We start from the raw sequence: 16,048 nt of genomic DNA on the forward strand, positions 1-16,048 counted from the left end.
ATCCGGATCGCCGGAGTTCGTTTTATTTGCCTGTGCCCGGGACGGGAACGGTATAGATGCTCATGTCCATCGGGCCAAGTTCCATCTTGGCAGGCGTGAGGTTCAGCGGCGATGCCGTCATTTCGTCCCAAGAGACCGACTTGCCGGTGTAAGCCGATTCCCGGCCCATAATGGCGCACATATTCGATGTGGCGGTCTCTTCGGCCTGTACGATCGGGGTATTGTTGCGGATGCAGGAGATCCAGTTGACATGCTCCAGCGTGTACGGGTCGTTTTGCTGGTGGGCGGCATCTTCGGTCGCGCTGTCGTACTGCCATACGATGTTGCCCTGCAGGTCGCGGATGGCGAAGTCGGTGCTGCTCCACGATCCTTTGGTTCCCTGGATGAATTCGCTGACGTTGGAATCGCAGCCGTCGATCTGGCGGCACATGCTGTGCATATGAACGCCGTTGTCGTATTCGAAATCTACGCTGAAATTGTCGTACTGATCCCCCGTCACGCGGCGCTGGCGGCTTCCGAAAGCGGTGGCTCGTTTCGGCTTATAACCCGAGAACCAGTTGAATACGTCGATATTGTGAACGTGTTGTTCAACGATATGGTCTCCGGAAAGCCATTTCCAGTTCACCCAGTCGCGGATCATCCACTCCATGTCCGACCAACCTTTTTCACGGTTGCGGTACCACAGCATCGGCTGATTCCAGTAGACGTTGCCGCCGGTAATTTCGCCGATCAGACCTTCCTGCACCTTTTTATACGATTCTACGTAGGGGCGTTGATGGTGACGCTGCGTTCCGGTGATAACACACAGCCCCTTGGCCTGGGCCTGCTTGGCCGCGGCCATTACGGTGCGGTAACCTTCCGGATCGACGCAGATCGGTTTTTCGAGGAAACTGTGTACCCCTTTTTCGGTGGCGTATTTGAAGTGTTCCGGACGGAAAAACGGGGGCGTGGCGATGATTACCACGTCTACGCCGGAATCGATCACGTTTTTATAGGCGTCGAAACCGGTGAAGCATTTGTCGTCGGCTACTTCGATCTGGTATTTGTCTTTCAGCGTGTTTTTCAATCCCTGCAGGCGGTCGTCGAATACGTCGCCAAGCGCCGTGATCGTGACTCCGTTGGCGGCCGCCAGAAAGTTCTCGGCCGCTCCCGAACCGCGTCCGCCGCAGCCGATCACGCCGGCTTTCAGTTCTTTTCCGTCGGCCGCTTTGTCGGGCAATTCCGGAATGTAATATTCCCCGGGCGCTTTCAACGGTACGTAAGCCGTCTTTTTGCTGTTTCCGCACGAGGAAAGAAGCGGTGAAAAGCCCAGCGCTCCGGCTACGCCGGCCACTGCCGAATAGGAGAGGAACTCCCTTCTGGTAATTTTGTTATCCTTGCTCATAATAGTTAATGTTTAGGTTTTATTGATTTGGTTTCTTTTTTGTCGGACAAGCTCTGACGATTACGGTTGCTGACCATCGGCGGGTTCGCATACGACCCGGAACCCGATGCTGCGGATATCCGAGTACCACCAGATACTTTTCGGATTTTGCGGATCGGTTTTCAGCCATTTGTCGTGCTCGGTATGTCCGCGGGCGGCCGATCGCAGATCCGCCGCGTCGTCGGAGAACTGACCGCCGCGCACTACGTGTTCTTTCCCCGATGCGGGGCCTTTCGGATCGACTGCGCCGTCGGGCATTTTCGCGTAGGCGTCTTCGGCATACCAGTCCGAACAGTATTCCATTACGTTGCCGAGCGTATTTTTAAGCCCGAACGGGTTGGCTTGTACGAACGACGGCTCCTGGGTTTTGTTCTTGCTGTTTTTGGTATAGACGACGTAACGGTTTATGTTGGTCGTGTCGGCGTCGAAGAATTTCCGCCAGAAGCCCTGATCGGAGAGTTTCTTCGGATCGCCGGCGAAGAAGTAGGGCGTTTCCGTTCCGCCGCGCGTCGCGTATTCCCATTCGGCTTCGGTCGGCAGACGGTATTTCTTGCCGGTTTTTTTCGACAACCACTGGCAGAACGTTTCGGCCGCGTAATGGGTCATCGTGATGGCCGGCCGGTTGCCGCTGCCCCAACCCTGGTCGGGGATGCCGAACGGCGGGGTCGGGCCGCTGATCGCGTCTACTTCCGGGTTCGAATTGTTGGCGTAAACCTTTTCCGGCGGCGTGCGTCCTTCCGACATGGTCTCGGCGTAAAAAGCCCAGTACTGATCCCAGGTCACTTCGGTTTCGCCGATAAAGAACGGCGAAACGGTCACTTTTTTTACGGGGCCTTCGTCGTCCCTGCGGAACGGTTCGTCGTCCGGGCTGCCCATTGCGAAAGTTCCTCCGGGGATCGCTTTCATGTCAAACGATACGGTCGTACCGGGGATGGTTTCGGTAAAATTCTCGAATGCGGTTACGGTAGCCGCTTCGGTGAACGGTTCGCCTTTTTTCGCTTCGGGCTGCGGGATGCCCTGCATTTTCGCATGCGTATAGTTCGGATCGTAATGGCCTACGTCCAGATGGCAGCTGATACACTGCAGGTCGAGTTTCTTTTCGTTTTCTTCGTAGTAGAGATGGGCGGTGATACCTTCCTGACTGAGCCGCGACGGGAACAACTGCTGATGGCACTCCTTGCATGATTCGTTGTAGACGATCGTGACGGCGTGGTCCAGTTCTTTTTTACTTTCCCAGTCGAATTCGGAACTGTCTTTCGTCCAGTAGGCCCACAAATCTTTCAAACCGGTCCGCGCTTTGGCCGTGAAATGCTTGAAAGAGCCTTTCGGGGGCAGGTGGCATTCGGCGCAACCGGTCACTACGCCGCTTTTGCTGTTGTGGTGCGACGACAGTTTCCAGCTTTTATCCGCCTGAGGGTGCACATGGCACGACTGGCACGACTCGTCCGTCGAACTCTGCATGTAAACTCTGTTCAATCCGATCGTGATGCTCGCTCCGACGGCAACCGCCGCTATGACAGTTAAAATGAGTCCTTTACGGCTAAGCCCTATAATTTTTTTCTGATGCTCTTTTTTTTCGGATTTCCCGGACATACAAACTGATAGTTAAAATTTTCAATTAGCCACACTCCGCAGCTTAAATACAAATTTATATAAAATATGCCAGAAAAGCCAAAACATCGCCGAAACTTTTACTAAGAATTTTTATTAAAGTGCGTTCTAAATCACTTCCGGTTGAGGCCGATGTTCTTTCCGGAAAATGTGCGGGGGGGGGTATTCGGCTGAAATTCCGGTTCGAAATCTACCACCCGGCTCGTTTTTCGCCCCTATAGCGACTCCGTGATGGGCGGACAGCCGGAACTTCTCTTATGATGTTTAGGGGGTAAAATGAAGATCGATAATTCGAAGCGGTCGGCAGCGACGGGATCGTCCCGGTTGCTAAACATGATCGGCCGGGGGCGATCACTGTGTCGGCAGCGTGTATACGAAACTTTTTCGGGTAATAAAAAACGCCTTCATCGCATGAAGGCGTTTTTGTCAGGTGTGCGATGTCGAAAAATCAGTCATTGCCGATTTCGCTTCCCATCATATCGAGCAGTTCGTTCGTAATCAACTGCTGGCGTGTTTTGTTGTACTGGATCGTAAGTTCCTGGATCAGTTCGATCGCATTGTCCGTCGCCATTTGCATAGCGATCGTCCGGGCGGCATGCTCGGCGGCGTTCGAATCCAGCAACACGGTGAAAATTTTCAGCCCCAGCACCTGCGGGATCAGCGTGTTGACGACCGTCTCGCGATCCGGTTCGACGATATAATCCGCGCTCAGACCTTTCCCTTTCTGCTGTTCGGTGTCGATCGGCAGGTACTCCTCGCGCGTCAGCACCTGTACGGCCGTGCTTTTGAAATGGTTGTATATCAGTTCGACGCGGTCGATCTCGTGATTTGCGAACATCTTCATCAACCGGGCGGCTAGATCGGAAGTTTCTTTGTAAGTCGGTTTCTCAGCCATTTTCTGGTAATCGCCCTGCGGTTCGAAACCCTCTTTGCGGGTCGCTTCGGCGATTTTTTTCCCGATCGGGAAGATCAGAATGTTTTCCCGTTTCAGCTTGCCGTAAGAGGCGATCGTTTCGTGCAGTTTTTTAGCGACATTGGCGTTGAATGCACCGCAGAGCGACGAGTTTGACGAAACGGCCACGATAGCCACCCGCTGCACTTCCCTCTTTTCGGCAAAGGGAGAACTGACCGAACCTTCGGCCGACAGGAATCCCGACAGGATACCGTTCAGCTTCCGCTCGTAGGGGAGCATGTTTTCGATGGCTCCCTGCGCGCGGTGCAACTTGGCCGACGCTACCATTTTCATGGCCGACGTGATTTTCAGCGTACTGTTGACCGACGCGATTCTTCCCTTGACCTCTTTCAGCGATGCCATGGCTTATGACTTTTTAAGTGCCGAGGCGACTGCTGCAGCCACTTCCTCGATTTTGGCGGTTACCTCGTCGTTGATGATGCCTTTTTTCAACGTGGCGAGCGTTTCGCTGCCCAGCAGGTTGTTGATCAATGCCGTTTCGAAATCCTGCACCCGATCCAGCGGAACGTCTTTCAGCAGGCCGTGCGTACCGCAGTACAGTACGGCGATCTGTTGTTCGACCGGCATCGGCGAGTATTGCGGTTGTACCAGCAGACGGGTGTTTTTCTGTCCTTTGTCGATCGTCAGCGCCGTCACCGGATCCATGTCGCCGCCGAACTTCGTAAACGCTTCCAGTTCGCGGTACTGGGCCTGGTCGATTTTCAGCGTGCCGGCCACCTTTTTCATCGCCTTGATCTGCGCGTTACCGCCGACGCGCGATACCGAGATTCCGACGTTGATAGCCGGGCGGTTTCCCTGGTTGAACAGGTCGGTGTCGAGGAAGATCTGACCGTCGGTGATCGAAATCACGTTGGTCGGGATATAGGCGGCTACGTCCCCCGCCTGCGTTTCGATGATCGGCAGCGCCGTCAGCGAACCGCCTCCTTTGACCTTGCCTTGCAGGCTGGGCGGTAGGTCGTTCATCTGCTCGGCCACTTCCTGCTGGTTGATGATCTTCGCGGCGCGTTCCAACAAACGGGAGTGCAGGTAGAAGATATCGCCCGGATACGCTTCGCGGCCCGACGGGCGGCGGAGAATCAGCGATACTTCGCGGTAAGCTACCGCCTGTTTCGACAGGTCGTCGTAAACGACCAGCGCGTGGCGTCCCGTATCGCGGAAGTATTCGCCGATGGCGGCCCCGGCGAACGGTGCGAAATATTGCATGGCGGCCGGGTCGGAAGCCGTAGCGGCCACGACGACCGTATAGTCCATCGCTCCTTTTTCACGCAGCGTGTTGACGATCGTGGCTACGGTCGAGCCTTTTTGCCCGATGGCTACGTAGATACAGTAGATCGGGTCGCCCGCTTCGAAATTGCTTTTCTGGTTCAGGATCGTATCGATGGCGATAGCCGTTTTTCCGGTCTGGCGGTCGCCGATGATCAGTTCGCGCTGTCCGCGGCCGATCGGGATCATCGCGTCGACGGCTTTCAGCCCGGTTTGCAGCGGCTGGTTCACCGGCTGCCGAAAAATAACGCCCGGCGCTTTGCGTTCCAGCGGCATTTCGATCGTTTCGCCGCCGATCAGTCCCATGCCGTCCAGCGGATTGCCGAGCGGGTCGATCACGCGACCGAGCATCGCCTCGCTGACGTTGATCGACGCGATGCGCTTGGTGCGTTTCACGGTGTCCCCTTCGCGGATCTGATCCGTCGGGCCCAGCAGCACGGCGCCGACGTTATCTTCCTCGAGGTTCATCACCACGGCCCGGATGCCGTTGTCGAACTCCAACAGTTCGTTGGCCTCAGCATTCTGCAAGCCGTAGATCCGGACGACGCCGTCGCTGACCTGAAGCACCGTGCCGACTTCTTCGAACCGAAGGTCGGTGTCGATTCCCTCGAGCTGCATCCGCAGCACGTCCGAAATCTCGCTTGCCTTTATATTTTCAGACATACCTTCTTTGTTTACTGATTAAAAACACTATACAATCCGTTTGTTCTTTTCGACGAATTGTTTCTTGATATTGCGCAGTTGCGTCGCAATACTGGCGTCCAGCCGTTCCGAGTCCATTTCGAAAACGAACCCGCCGAGCAATTCCGGTTTGACGGACGTTTTGAGTTCCACCTTCCCGTTCGTTTCGGAGGCGATCAGGTCGATGATCTTCCGTTCGGTTTCGGGAGTTACGGGTACGGCCGTTTCCAGCCTGCCGGTGCTGATGCGATTCAGTTTGCGGTACAGATCGAGGTACATCAGGCTGATCGATTGCAAGTAACGTTCCCTGCGGTTGTGCAGCACGAGCCACACGAACCGGTCGAATACTTCGCTCGTTCGTCCTCCGCCCGCGGTACGGATCAGTTCCGTTTTCTTGTCGACCGGCAGTACGGGATTATCCAGTACCCGGCGCAGCGCGTGTTCGCGTTCGAAACTTCCGGCCACGGCGGACATCTCGGCGTACACCTGTTCCGCGCATTTTTTTTCATACGCGAACTCCAGCAACGCTTTGGCATACCGTACCGGGATCATTCCTGTGTTCATACGCTACGACTGTTTCATGTCGGGCATCTCCTCGAGCAGTCGGTCGATCATCGACATCTGCGCCGGGGTGTTGTCCAGCTTGTTACGGATCACTTTTTCGGCGATATCGACCGACAGCATCGCGATCTGGCTGCGTACTTCGCGTACGGCGGCCTCTTTCTCAAGCCGTATCTGGCGTTTCGCCTCTTCGAGTTGTTTCTGGGCTTCGGCCTGCGCCTGTCCCTTCGCCTCGCTGATGATACGCTCCTTGGCGGCGGCGGCTTCGTTCAGGATTTTCATCTGATCTTCGCGCGCTTGCTGCAGCAGGGCTTCGCTTTCGGTTTTGATATTGTCCAGTTGGGCTTTTGCCTCTTTGGCCGCTTCCAGAGACTTTTCGACGAAAACCCTACGCTCCTCGACCATCTTCGTGATAACCGGGAAACCGTATTTGGCCAGGATCACGAAAACGACGATGAACGACAGCAGCATCCAAAACAGGAGGCCCGATTCGGGTTGTAAGAGTCCCATCGCTTTCCGGATTTAGGATTAAAGCGCGAGGAAACAAACGACCACGGCAAACAGCGCAACGCCTTCGACCAGCGCCGCGATGATGATCATATTCGTACGGATATCGTTCGAAGCTTCCGGCTGGCGTGCGATGGCTTCCATCGCCGATCCGCCGATCTTACCGATACCGATACCTGCTCCGATGGCGGCCAGACCGGCGCCGATCGCTGCGCCCAGTTTTCCGAGGCTCAATTCTGCTGCAACCTGTAACAATAATGTAAGTAACATAACTTTAGGTTTTTAATTGTTATTTGAATTAGTAACTTTTTGAAATTCCGTATCCGGATTAAATTTCCGCTTCTTCGGTTTTATGGTGCTCCACGCGCGCCAGGCCGATGAATACGGCCGACAGCATCGTGAATACGTAGGCCTGGATAAACGCCACCAGAAGTTCCAGCAGGTTCATGAAGATGCAGAACAATACCGATACCACTGTCATCGATCCGTTGACGGCCGGGCCCATGCTGACCGTGACGAATACCAGGCACGTGAGACTCAGGATCACCGCGTGTCCGGCCATCATGTTGGCGAACAGACGGATCATCAGCGCGAACGGCTTCGTGAAAATACCGACCAGTTCGATCGCCGGCATCATCGGAACCGGACATTTGAGCCATACGGGAACCTCCGGCCAGAAAATCTCTTTCCAGTATTCGCGCGTCCCGAACAGATTCACGGCGACGAATGTGCACAACGCCAACACCATCGTGATTGCGATATTGCCGGTCACGTTGGCCCCTCCGGGGAAAATCGGGATCAGCCCCATGATGTTGTTGATGAAGATGAAGAAGAAGACGGTCAGCAGGTACGGCGCGAACCGTTTGTAATCTTTCCCGACGCAGCTTTTGATCAGGTCGTCGTGGATCATCATCACGAACATTTCCATCGCTCCGACGAATCCGCCCGGCGCGGCCGTTTCGACTGTGCGTTTGCGGTACCACCGTGCGACGCCGAGTACGATGCAGACGAGGATCAGGCTGTTCAGCAGCAACGCGAACACCGTCTTCGTGATCGACAGGTCGAGCGGGCGCATCTCCTGTCCGTTGATGCGTTCGACGATCTTGCCGGCGTACGGGCCGTCCTGCGCGATGTAATAGCCGTTATATTCCCCATGTTCCAGGCGCGACGATGAGAATACGTTCCAGTGTCCGGTCTTGCTGCGAACGATCACCGGCAGCGGAACCGTCACGTGCGTTTCGCCCCAGGTCGTGATGTGCCATCCGTAAGCGTCGCCGATGTGTCCGAAAACGATCTCCTTCACGTCTGCATCCTCGCCTTTGGGCAGGTCTTCCGCCGCTGCGGGTTTCGCGATCCCGAACAGCAGCAGACACACGATGGCAACGATATGTCGTAAACTATTCATTCCCTTCGTTTTTTTTCAATTTGTTTTCATAGTGCCAGAAAAACACCGTTTCGAATAGCAGGAAAATCAGGTAGTAGGCGAGAAACGTCACGACGAACTCCGTATTGCGAACATCCACCAGCGACGTGTAAAGCCCGATCAGCAGAACGAAAAGCAACATTTTCGCCACTTTCATGCCGAGGAACAGTCGCGTCATTTTCCGCCCGGTGTTGCGGCGGAAAAGCGCCACGAAAATCAGCCCCCAGAAATAGAAAAACAGCGGCATGTACGGCAGCCATTCCACATAATGTTCCGGGTAAGCGCCCAGCATCAGCGCCGCGCCGCCCCAGCCCGAAATCAGTGTCAGGAGGGTCAGCCCGATCACGTAATGCCTTTTAAATTTACGTTCCCCGTTTTCCATTTTTTCCAGTCGTTTGAGAAAGCCCGACGCTTCCCCGTGTTTTCTTTTTTCTGTCGTCAGACGCTTTCGACGCAGACCGACACTTTGTCTTTTTTCACTTCCGCGAAACCGCTCGCGATCGCCACTTTTTCTTCTTTGCCGTCTTTGAGCAGGTATTTGACCTCCCCTTTGACGAGGGCGGAGATGATCGGAGCGTGCCTTCTGAGCACGGTGAACTCGCCGAGCGCTCCCGGCAGCGTTACGCGCTCCACTTCTCCGCTGTAAAGCGTCCGTTCGGGGGATAAGATCTCGAGGGTCATACGGCAGCCTGTGCTAACAGTTTTTTACCTTTTTCGATCGCTTCGTCGATCGTTCCGACATTCAGGAAGGCCGGCTCGGGCAGGTAATCGACTTCGCCGTCGAGGATCATTTTGAACCCGCGGATCGTCTCCTCGATGGTGACCATCACGCCCGGTACGCCGGTGAACTGTTCGGCCACGGTGAACGGCTGCGACAGAAAACGCTGTACGCGGCGCGCCCGGTTCACGGTCTGCCGGTCTTCGTCCGAGAGCTCCTCCATGCCGAGGATCGATATGATGTCCTGCAACTCCTTGTTGCGCTGAAGGATCTGTTTTACGCGCTGCGCGGTTTCGTAGTGTTCCTTGCCGACCACCAGCGGATCGAGGATGCGCGAAGTCGATTCGAGCGGATCGACGGCCGGGTAGATCCCCAGCTCGGTGATCTTGCGGCTCAATACGGTGGTGGCGTCCAGGTGCGTGAACGTGGTCGCCGGGGCCGGGTCGGTCAGGTCGTCCGCCGGCACGTAAACGGCCTGTACGGAGGTAATCGAACCTTTTTTCGTCGAGGTGATCCGCTCCTGCATCGCGCCCATTTCGGTGGCCAGCGTCGGCTGGTAACCCACGGCCGACGGCATACGTCCGAGCAGCGCCGATACTTCGGAGCCCGCCTGCGTGAAACGGAAAATATTGTCGATGAAGAACAGGATGTCCTTGGTTCCGGTTCCCGCGTCGCGGAACGATTCGGCTACGGTTAGCCCCGACAGCGCCACCGAAGAGCGGGCTCCGGGAGGTTCGTTCATCTGTCCGAACACCAGCGTGGCCTGCGATTTCTCGACCTCCTTGTAATCCACCTTCGACAGATCCCATTCGCCTTTTTCCATGCTCTCCTTGAACGCCTCGCCGTAGCGGATCACGCCCGATTCGATCATTTCGCGCAGCAAGTCGTTGCCCTCGCGGGTACGCTCGCCGACGCCTGCGAAAACCGAAAAGCCGTGGTGTTTCTTGGCGATGTTGTTAATCAGTTCCATGATCAGCACGGTCTTGCCGACGCCTGCGCCGCCGAACAGTCCGATCTTACCGCCTTTCGAATAGGGTTCGAGCAGGTCGATCACCTTGATACCGGTGTAGAGCACTTCCTGCACGGTGGTCAGTTCGTCGAATTTCGGGGGTTCGCGGTGGATCGGGTAAGCCCCTTTTTCGTCGAGCGGCTTCATGCCGTCGATCGCATCGCCCACGACGTTCATCAGCCGCCCTTTGATCTGCTCGCCGACCGGCATGGTAATCGGGCTGAAGTGCGATACCGCTTCCATTCCCCGGCGCAGGCCGTCGGTGCTGTCCATCGCGACGGTGCGCACGGTGTTTTCACCGATGTGCTGCTGTACTTCGACGATCAGGATTTTTCCGTTGTCGCGCCGGATCTGCATGGCGTCGTGGATGCTGGGCAGAACGACCTCGTTTTCGGGGCCTTCGAACGCCACGTCCACCACGGGGCCGATAATCTGCGAAATGCGACCTGTAATCTGCGACGGATGGGCCGTGTTCGATATGTTTTCCGATTCCATAACTTTTTTCCAATTAAAAAAAACATTTCAAAGGTACGGAGTTGAACGGATCAAAAAAGTCCCGATCCACGGCATTAATGTCCTAAATTTCTTTTTTACTACCTTTTTTTCTCCTTGTCGGAGTTCCGCCGGTTTGTTATCTTTGCCCCTGTCCGGCACATTTATGCCGTTGTGCGAAGATGATGAAAAAAGAAGGATTGCCCGGTATCGGCGTAGCGCAAATCGGGCCGGCGGACGGCCGCGGTTACGTGACCGATCATTTTCTGGTTACCGACCGCAGGTGGAGCGCGCCGGCTCTTTTCGCCGAGCCGGTACGGTTTTACGGTGCGTGCACCGGAATTTGTACGGCGGGGAGTTGTACGATCTCGCTGAACCTGAAAATTTCCGAAATCCGTCCCGGCGATTTAATCTTCATCGTCCCGGGAACGATCGTCCATATTCCGCGCCAAAGCGACGATTTCAGCCTTTGCATGACCGGTTTTTCCGCGGAATTCCTGAAAGGGATTTACCAGGCGATCAATCCGCTTTATCCGTATATTTTCCAGACTCCGGTGCTGCCGCTGGCTGCGGACGACGCCGAAACGCTGCTCGATCTGTTCGATTTGCTGTACGAGAAAGCGCTGCGCAAGGAGCACTGTTATTGTAGGGAGATCGTGCAGAACCTGCTGTTGACTCTTTTTTACGAGATCAGCGCCCTGTATCAGAAAAAATATGCGAAAAGCGACCGGCAACTGACCCGCGACGAGGAGATTTTCCGCAAGCTGATCCGCCTGATTATCCTGCATTATAAAGAGGAGCGGACGGTGGCTTTTTATGCGCGGGAGTTGTGTCTGACGCCTAAATACTTGTCGTCGGTCGTTAAGAAGACCACCAACCGCACCGTTACCGAATGGATCAACGAGACGGTCGTGCTCGATGCGAAAACGCAGTTGAAATCGTCGCAGATGACCGTGCAGCAGATCGCCAACTACCTGAATTTCCCGACGCCGTCGTTCTTCGGCCGTTTTTTCAAGAAGCATACGGGCATGACGCCGAAAGCGTACCGGCTCAGCGAATAAGCACGCACCGGGCTGAAAATCCTGTCGGAATAATTTTTATATTTGGGGGGTATACTGTATATTTGTATAGCAGGGAAGGGAATGATAATATTTAGGGTGAGTTATACAAATCAAACTAATTAATTATGAGAATAATGCGTGAAATTTTGTGTCTTTTGGTTGTGCTTACCTGGGGAAATACGGTCACGAAAGTTTCAGCTCAGGCCCCAACGGATAAGGAGATTACTCTTTTTGAAGTCGGCGCTCCGCTTACGTCGGACGAAAGCAATCTCAGTAATCTGTTTTGTAATTTTTCCCGATACATTGAAAATAGAGCGGGGATTGAATTAGTGTCCTACAAAAAAGTAGGGACCGTCAAAAACCGAAGCCATGCTCGGAAATATTTGAAAAATAATTTCGGGGCATCGAGCAGTATTTTTTGGGATATTATGAGCCATACGGGTAGTACGTCCACCAATATTTCCAAAGAGATTACTAATTCGAGAATATGGCTCGATGTAATGCCGACGGACAATTTTAAGGATTCTTATGAAATGACACGGAGAGAAAAAAGAAAACAGACGGTTGCGTCTATCGACGTCGGAGACAGTATTTACGAAATAACCTTCAATTACGATAATAAACAATATGTATATTTCGTTTTCGTCGATCCCCAAAGTCATGCCGTGGTAACGGAGGGTAATATTTTTGCATTTACAATTCCATATAGTCATATAGTTTATGTCGATACTCAGCATAAGTAAAATGTCGCTATTGAAAATAAATTAGCAGGGAGCGGTTGATTTAACTGTATTTATATGAATGTTTGTCGGGATTTTGTCCAGGCGACCGCTTCCCGTTAAAGTCCTCCCTGTCCTTTGCCCCCGAACAGTTCCGTCGCCGAAACGGCCAGCGTAGCGATGCTGATGCGGCACGAAGGGGCTGCTTTCAGGATGGTTTCGGCGCAGGCGGTCAGCGTCGAACCGGTCGTCAGCACATCGTCGACCAGCAGGATATGGCGTCCGTCCAGCCGTTGCGGACAGCGTACCGAAAAGATGTCCGCCACGTTTTCCCAGCGGTCTTTGCGGTTGCGCATGGCGGTTTGCGAACGGTTGTAAGATTTACGGACGAGACTGCGGCAATCGGTCTCCCTGCCGAGCGCCCCGGCGATGCCGCGCGCGAGGTACTCCGCTTGGTTGTAGCCCCTGCGGAAAAGCCGCCTGTAATGCAACGGTACGGGGACGATCAGGTCGACCGTGTCGTACAGGCCGCTTTCGGACAGCTCCGCGCCGAACATCGCTCCGAGTCGCAGGCAGGTTTTCCATTGTCCGTGGTATTTGAATCCGTGGATCATCGCCCGGTAGCGGCCGTGCCGGGTGAAAAAGAACATCGAGGCCGCCTCTTGCACCGGAACCAGTCCCCAGAATTTACGGGCGACCGGGTTGTCGTGCTCGGCGGCATACCCGGTCAGCGGCATGTCCCAGCGGCAGTGCGGGCACAGCCACCGGACGCCCTCGGGCAACGACCGCCCGCAGGCCGGACACCGTTCCGGGAAGAACAGGCGGAATATTTCCGAAAAATAGGTGCGAAGCATGACGGACGTTCTGGGTTTGGACATCGGCCGTTGCGGCCCTGAAAAAATCGATTATTCGGGAGAACCGGATTGCCAGCGTTTCAGGTGCGGGAAAAACTGTCGCATCTGCTCGCGGGCTTGTTCGCGGGTGTACTGTACCGGGGAATCGCGGTTGAATTCGTCCAGGTAGTTCAGGCAGTTTTCGATCATTTCGTCCATCGTGCATTTCTGCGTGAACGTTCCGTCCCGGAAACAAAAATGACAGTACGTTTCGTTTGGGGTTCGGTCGGCGTTCGTGCCGAATTGGGAGGCGTCCGTAAGCGGCATGCCGCAACTTTGACAGAATTTTTGTTCCATAATTAGGTACATGATATCGGTAAGCTCTAAAGATAGCGTTTTTTCCCGAAAAAACGCTATTGCGGGTCTACGTCTACGACGATGTCGACCGGCCGGAATTCCGGCACGGCATGCAACCGATCGAAAAGTCCGGACAACTCTTTTTTCACGGCGGCGACCGGCAACTGCTTTTCGATTTTCAATAGGAACTGCAACCGGAATTGTCCGCGTATCCGATCTACTGCGGGCGGTTCGGGGCCGAGCAGCCGGCGGCCGAACCGGGTGCGCGCTTCCGTCCCGAACGCCGCAGCCGCTTTCCATAGCAAAGCGTGATCGCGATGGCGCAGCAGGACGGCGATCAACCGGCAGAAGGGCGGGTAAAAAAAGGCGCGGCGTTCGGCCAGTTGCGAGCGGATCATCGCATCGTAGTCGCTGTCGCGCGCCTGCCGAACGACCGGGTGTTCGGGCTGGGCGGTCTGGATAACGACCGTTCCCTGCTCTTCGCGGCGTCCGGCGCGTCCGCCGACCTGCATCATCATCTGGAAAGCCCGCTCCCCGGCCCTGAAATCCGGGTAATTCAGCATGTTGTCGGCGTTCAGGATGCCGACCAACGCGACGCCGCCGAAATCGAACCCTTTCGTGATGATTTGTGTCCCGACCAGGATGTCCGTTTTACGCTGTTCGAACGAAGCGATGATGCGCCGGTAGTTGCGCGACGAACGCGCGGTGTCGGCGTCGAGCCGTTCGATCGCGGCCTGCGGAAAGATCGCCGCCAGTTCCTCTTCGATTTTTTCGGTGCCGAAGCCTTGCGGAAGCAGTTCGCCGGTTCCGCACGACGGACAGGTTTTCGGGATCGGCATGTGGTAGCCGCAGTAGTGGCAGCGCAGCGTTCCGTCGTTTTTATGGTAGGTCAGCGAAACGTTGCAGTCGGGGCAGACGCCCGTCCAGCCGCAATGCCCGCACTCGACATACGGCGAGAATCCCCGCCGGTTCTGGAACAGCATTGCCTGACGACCCCGTTGCAGCGTCCGGTCGATCTGATCGAGCAGGATTTTGTTGAAATGCGAGTACTTTTCGCCGCGTTTGGCGGCGCGCAGCGTGTCCGACACGATCACCTGCGGCAGCGTGACTCCGCCGTAGCGTTCCGAGAGCACGACGTGTCCGTATTTGCCGGTTACCGCATTGTGGAACGATTCGGCGCAGGGCGTCGCGCTGCCGAGCAGCACTTTGGCGCCGCAGACGGATGCCAGCACCACGGCGGTGTCGCGGCCGTGGTAGCGAGGGGCCGAGTCGGTCTGCTTGAAGCTGGTGTCGTGCTCCTCGTCGACGATTACCAGCGACAGGTTGCGCAGCGGCAGCAGTACCGACGAGCGCACGCCGATCACGATCCGTCCGCCGTCGCAGCGCAGCAGTTCGTGGTAGACGGCGGCTCGGCGGTTGTCGCTCAGCCGCGAATGGTAGACCGTGACGGCTTTTCCGAAATAGCTTTCCATGCGCCGGATCAGTTGTGCGGTCAACGCGATTTCGGGCAGCATGTACAGCACGTTGTGCCCGGCTGCCAGCGCTTCGGCCATCAGCCGGATGTAGATTTCGGTCTTGCCGCTGCCGGTTACCCCGTGCAGCAGGACGACCTCTTTCTCCGAAAAACAGGTTTTGATCTGCTCGTAGGCCGCCGTTTGCGCTGCCGAAAGTTCGGGCAGTTTGTCCGGCGCGGCGGGCGCGTCCGATGCCGGGATTTCGGTATCGGCGATCCGGATAAATCCTTTTTCGGCCAACGCTTTGAGGATCGCGGTCGGAGCCGAAAGCCGTTTGCGCGGAATTTCGATCGGTGCGCCGAAGTCGGGATTCCCGGTTTTTTCGAGGTATTCCAGCAGGGCTTTGTACTGGGATTTCGCGCGCGACAGGGAATCCAGCGCGACGTGCAGCCGTTCCTCATTGCGGATGTCCGGATGCAGCGAAACGACCGTTTGCCGCGGCTGCATGTAGCCGCGGCCGAACGTCTCGTCCTCCGAAAAACCGTCGGATTTCAGGCCGGCCGGCAGCGCCGCCCGCAGTACCATTCCCAACGGACACATGTAATATTCCGACAGCCAATGCCACAGCCGCAGTTGTTCCGCCGTGGCGACGGGTTCCGCGTCCGCGATCCGCCCGACCGGTTTGATCCGGTCGAAAGGCGGCCGCTGGCCGTGCAGCCGGTCGACGATCCCGGTGTAGTATTTCCGGGCTCCCAGTTGGACGATCACCCGGCAGCCCGGCACGATCTGCCGCAGCATCGCGTCCGGGACGGCGAAAGTCATGGCCGGCGCGGCCAGAGGCAGGATCACGTCGGCGTAGCGGTCGGCCGTCGCGGGAGATTTGTCGGGTCGTTTTTCCAAAGAAGGATGTTTTTCGACAAAAATAGCGTTTTTTCGGGATTGTTTCCGGGTGAAGCCGGTCGT

Annotated in this window: 16 protein-coding genes; 2 read left to right on the plus strand and 14 right to left on the minus strand. The window is 55.8% G+C overall.

The window, feature by feature from the left end:
- Positions 1–22: 22 nt before the first annotated feature.
- From GFH31_RS08145 to atpD, 11 genes are all read right to left on the minus strand, one after another.
- Entirely contained in the window at positions 23–1,384 is a 1,362-nt protein-coding gene (locus GFH31_RS08145; RefSeq protein WP_055202735.1) for a Gfo/Idh/MocA family protein, read from the minus strand.
- Between the two features lie 60 nt (positions 1,385–1,444).
- On the minus strand, positions 1,445–3,016 hold the full coding sequence (locus GFH31_RS08150; protein WP_153497764.1) for an SUMF1/EgtB/PvdO family nonheme iron enzyme: 1,572 nt from the start codon (positions 3,014–3,016) through the stop codon (positions 1,445–1,447).
- A gap of 466 nt (positions 3,017–3,482) precedes the next feature.
- Positions 3,483–4,349, minus strand: coding sequence for a F0F1 ATP synthase subunit gamma (locus GFH31_RS08155; protein WP_101571889.1), 867 nt, complete (start codon positions 4,347–4,349; stop codon positions 3,483–3,485).
- Between the two features lie 3 nt (positions 4,350–4,352).
- The gene (atpA, locus tag GFH31_RS08160) at positions 4,353–5,933 is read right to left on the minus strand and encodes a F0F1 ATP synthase subunit alpha (RefSeq protein WP_055202729.1); all 1,581 of its coding nucleotides are present in this window, start codon (positions 5,931–5,933) and stop codon (positions 4,353–4,355) included.
- Between the two features lie 27 nt (positions 5,934–5,960).
- A complete protein-coding gene (locus tag GFH31_RS08165) occupies positions 5,961–6,515 on the minus strand; it encodes a F0F1 ATP synthase subunit delta (RefSeq protein WP_118457076.1) in 555 nt (184 codons plus the stop codon).
- A 3-nt stretch (positions 6,516–6,518) separates the two neighbouring features.
- Positions 6,519–7,022, minus strand: coding sequence for a F0F1 ATP synthase subunit B (gene atpF, locus GFH31_RS08170; RefSeq protein ID WP_055202725.1), 504 nt, complete (start codon positions 7,020–7,022; stop codon positions 6,519–6,521).
- A gap of 18 nt (positions 7,023–7,040) precedes the next feature.
- Positions 7,041–7,289, minus strand: a complete 249-nt coding sequence (gene atpE, locus GFH31_RS08175) for an ATP synthase F0 subunit C (protein ID WP_055202723.1) — start codon at positions 7,287–7,289, stop codon at positions 7,041–7,043.
- Between the two features lie 58 nt (positions 7,290–7,347).
- Positions 7,348–8,424 carry a F0F1 ATP synthase subunit A gene (gene atpB, locus GFH31_RS08180; RefSeq protein ID WP_055202721.1) on the minus strand — a complete coding sequence of 359 codons (1,077 nt, stop codon included), beginning with the start codon at positions 8,422–8,424 and terminating at the stop codon, positions 7,348–7,350.
- Positions 8,417–8,824 carry a hypothetical protein gene (locus GFH31_RS08185; protein WP_055202719.1) on the minus strand — a complete coding sequence of 136 codons (408 nt, stop codon included), beginning with the start codon at positions 8,822–8,824 and terminating at the stop codon, positions 8,417–8,419. Before GFH31_RS08185 ends, atpB begins: the two co-directional genes overlap by 8 nt.
- A gap of 56 nt (positions 8,825–8,880) precedes the next feature.
- Positions 8,881–9,123, minus strand: a complete 243-nt coding sequence (gene atpC, locus GFH31_RS08190; RefSeq protein WP_055202717.1) for an ATP synthase F1 subunit epsilon — start codon at positions 9,121–9,123, stop codon at positions 8,881–8,883.
- A complete protein-coding gene (gene atpD / locus GFH31_RS08195; protein ID WP_101571883.1) occupies positions 9,120–10,664 on the minus strand; it encodes a F0F1 ATP synthase subunit beta in 1,545 nt (514 codons plus the stop codon). The genes atpC and atpD overlap by 4 nt, the downstream gene beginning before the upstream one ends.
- A gap of 179 nt (positions 10,665–10,843) precedes the next feature.
- On the opposite strand from atpD, the gene GFH31_RS08200 reads away from it, so the two are divergent.
- Both GFH31_RS08200 and GFH31_RS08205 read left to right on the plus strand, forming a co-directional pair.
- Entirely contained in the window at positions 10,844–11,722 is an 879-nt protein-coding gene (locus tag GFH31_RS08200; protein WP_101571880.1) for a helix-turn-helix domain-containing protein, read from the plus strand.
- 125 nt (positions 11,723–11,847) lie between these two features.
- Positions 11,848–12,465 carry a hypothetical protein gene (locus GFH31_RS08205; protein WP_118655501.1) on the plus strand — a complete coding sequence of 206 codons (618 nt, stop codon included), beginning with the start codon at positions 11,848–11,850 and terminating at the stop codon, positions 12,463–12,465.
- Between the two features lie 95 nt (positions 12,466–12,560).
- Here the strand turns inward: GFH31_RS08205 and GFH31_RS08210 are convergent, their stop codons facing one another.
- From GFH31_RS08210 to priA, 3 genes are read right to left on the minus strand one after another with little or no spacing between them, the layout of a single operon-like run.
- Positions 12,561–13,295 (minus strand): ComF family protein, encoded by a 735-nt coding sequence (locus GFH31_RS08210; protein WP_118655703.1) that lies wholly within the window; start codon positions 13,293–13,295, stop codon positions 12,561–12,563.
- A 51-nt stretch (positions 13,296–13,346) separates the two neighbouring features.
- A complete protein-coding gene (locus GFH31_RS08215; protein WP_055203530.1) occupies positions 13,347–13,631 on the minus strand; it encodes a zinc ribbon domain-containing protein in 285 nt (94 codons plus the stop codon).
- A gap of 56 nt (positions 13,632–13,687) precedes the next feature.
- On the minus strand, positions 13,688–15,985 hold the full coding sequence (priA, locus tag GFH31_RS08220) for a primosomal protein N' (protein ID WP_228385744.1): 2,298 nt from the start codon (positions 15,983–15,985) through the stop codon (positions 13,688–13,690).
- Positions 15,986–16,048 lie beyond the last annotated feature (63 nt).

It is taken from the genome of Alistipes sp. dk3624 (assembly GCF_009557455.1).
GTDB lineage: Bacteria > Bacteroidota > Bacteroidia > Bacteroidales > Rikenellaceae > Alistipes_A > Alistipes_A hominis.

Excerpts from the sequence above, each read along its gene's own strand:
- GFH31_RS08145 (WP_055202735.1), bottom strand. The coding sequence starts at position 1,384 with ATGAGCAAGGATAACAAAATTACCAGAAGGGAGTTCCTCTCCTATTCG.
- GFH31_RS08150 (WP_153497764.1), bottom strand. The coding sequence starts at position 3,016 with ATGTCCGGGAAATCCGAAAAAAAAGAGCATCAGAAAAAAATTATAGGG.
- GFH31_RS08155 (WP_101571889.1), bottom strand. The coding sequence starts at position 4,349 with ATGGCATCGCTGAAAGAGGTCAAGGGAAGAATCGCGTCGGTCAACAGT.
- atpA (WP_055202729.1), bottom strand. The coding sequence starts at position 5,933 with ATGTCTGAAAATATAAAGGCAAGCGAGATTTCGGACGTGCTGCGGATG.
- GFH31_RS08165 (WP_118457076.1), bottom strand. The coding sequence starts at position 6,515 with ATGAACACAGGAATGATCCCGGTACGGTATGCCAAAGCGTTGCTGGAG.
- atpF (WP_055202725.1), bottom strand. The coding sequence starts at position 7,022 with ATGGGACTCTTACAACCCGAATCGGGCCTCCTGTTTTGGATGCTGCTG.
- atpE (WP_055202723.1), bottom strand. The coding sequence starts at position 7,289 with ATGTTACTTACATTATTGTTACAGGTTGCAGCAGAATTGAGCCTCGGA.
- atpB (WP_055202721.1), bottom strand. The coding sequence starts at position 8,424 with ATGAATAGTTTACGACATATCGTTGCCATCGTGTGTCTGCTGCTGTTC.
- GFH31_RS08185 (WP_055202719.1), bottom strand. The coding sequence starts at position 8,824 with ATGGAAAACGGGGAACGTAAATTTAAAAGGCATTACGTGATCGGGCTG.
- atpC (WP_055202717.1), bottom strand. The coding sequence starts at position 9,123 with ATGACCCTCGAGATCTTATCCCCCGAACGGACGCTTTACAGCGGAGAA.
- atpD (WP_101571883.1), bottom strand. The coding sequence starts at position 10,664 with ATGGAATCGGAAAACATATCGAACACGGCCCATCCGTCGCAGATTACA.
- GFH31_RS08200 (WP_101571880.1), top strand. The coding sequence starts at position 10,844 with ATGATGAAAAAAGAAGGATTGCCCGGTATCGGCGTAGCGCAAATCGGG.
- GFH31_RS08205 (WP_118655501.1), top strand. The coding sequence starts at position 11,848 with ATGAGAATAATGCGTGAAATTTTGTGTCTTTTGGTTGTGCTTACCTGG.
- GFH31_RS08210 (WP_118655703.1), bottom strand. The coding sequence starts at position 13,295 with ATGCTTCGCACCTATTTTTCGGAAATATTCCGCCTGTTCTTCCCGGAA.
- GFH31_RS08215 (WP_055203530.1), bottom strand. The coding sequence starts at position 13,631 with ATGGAACAAAAATTCTGTCAAAGTTGCGGCATGCCGCTTACGGACGCC.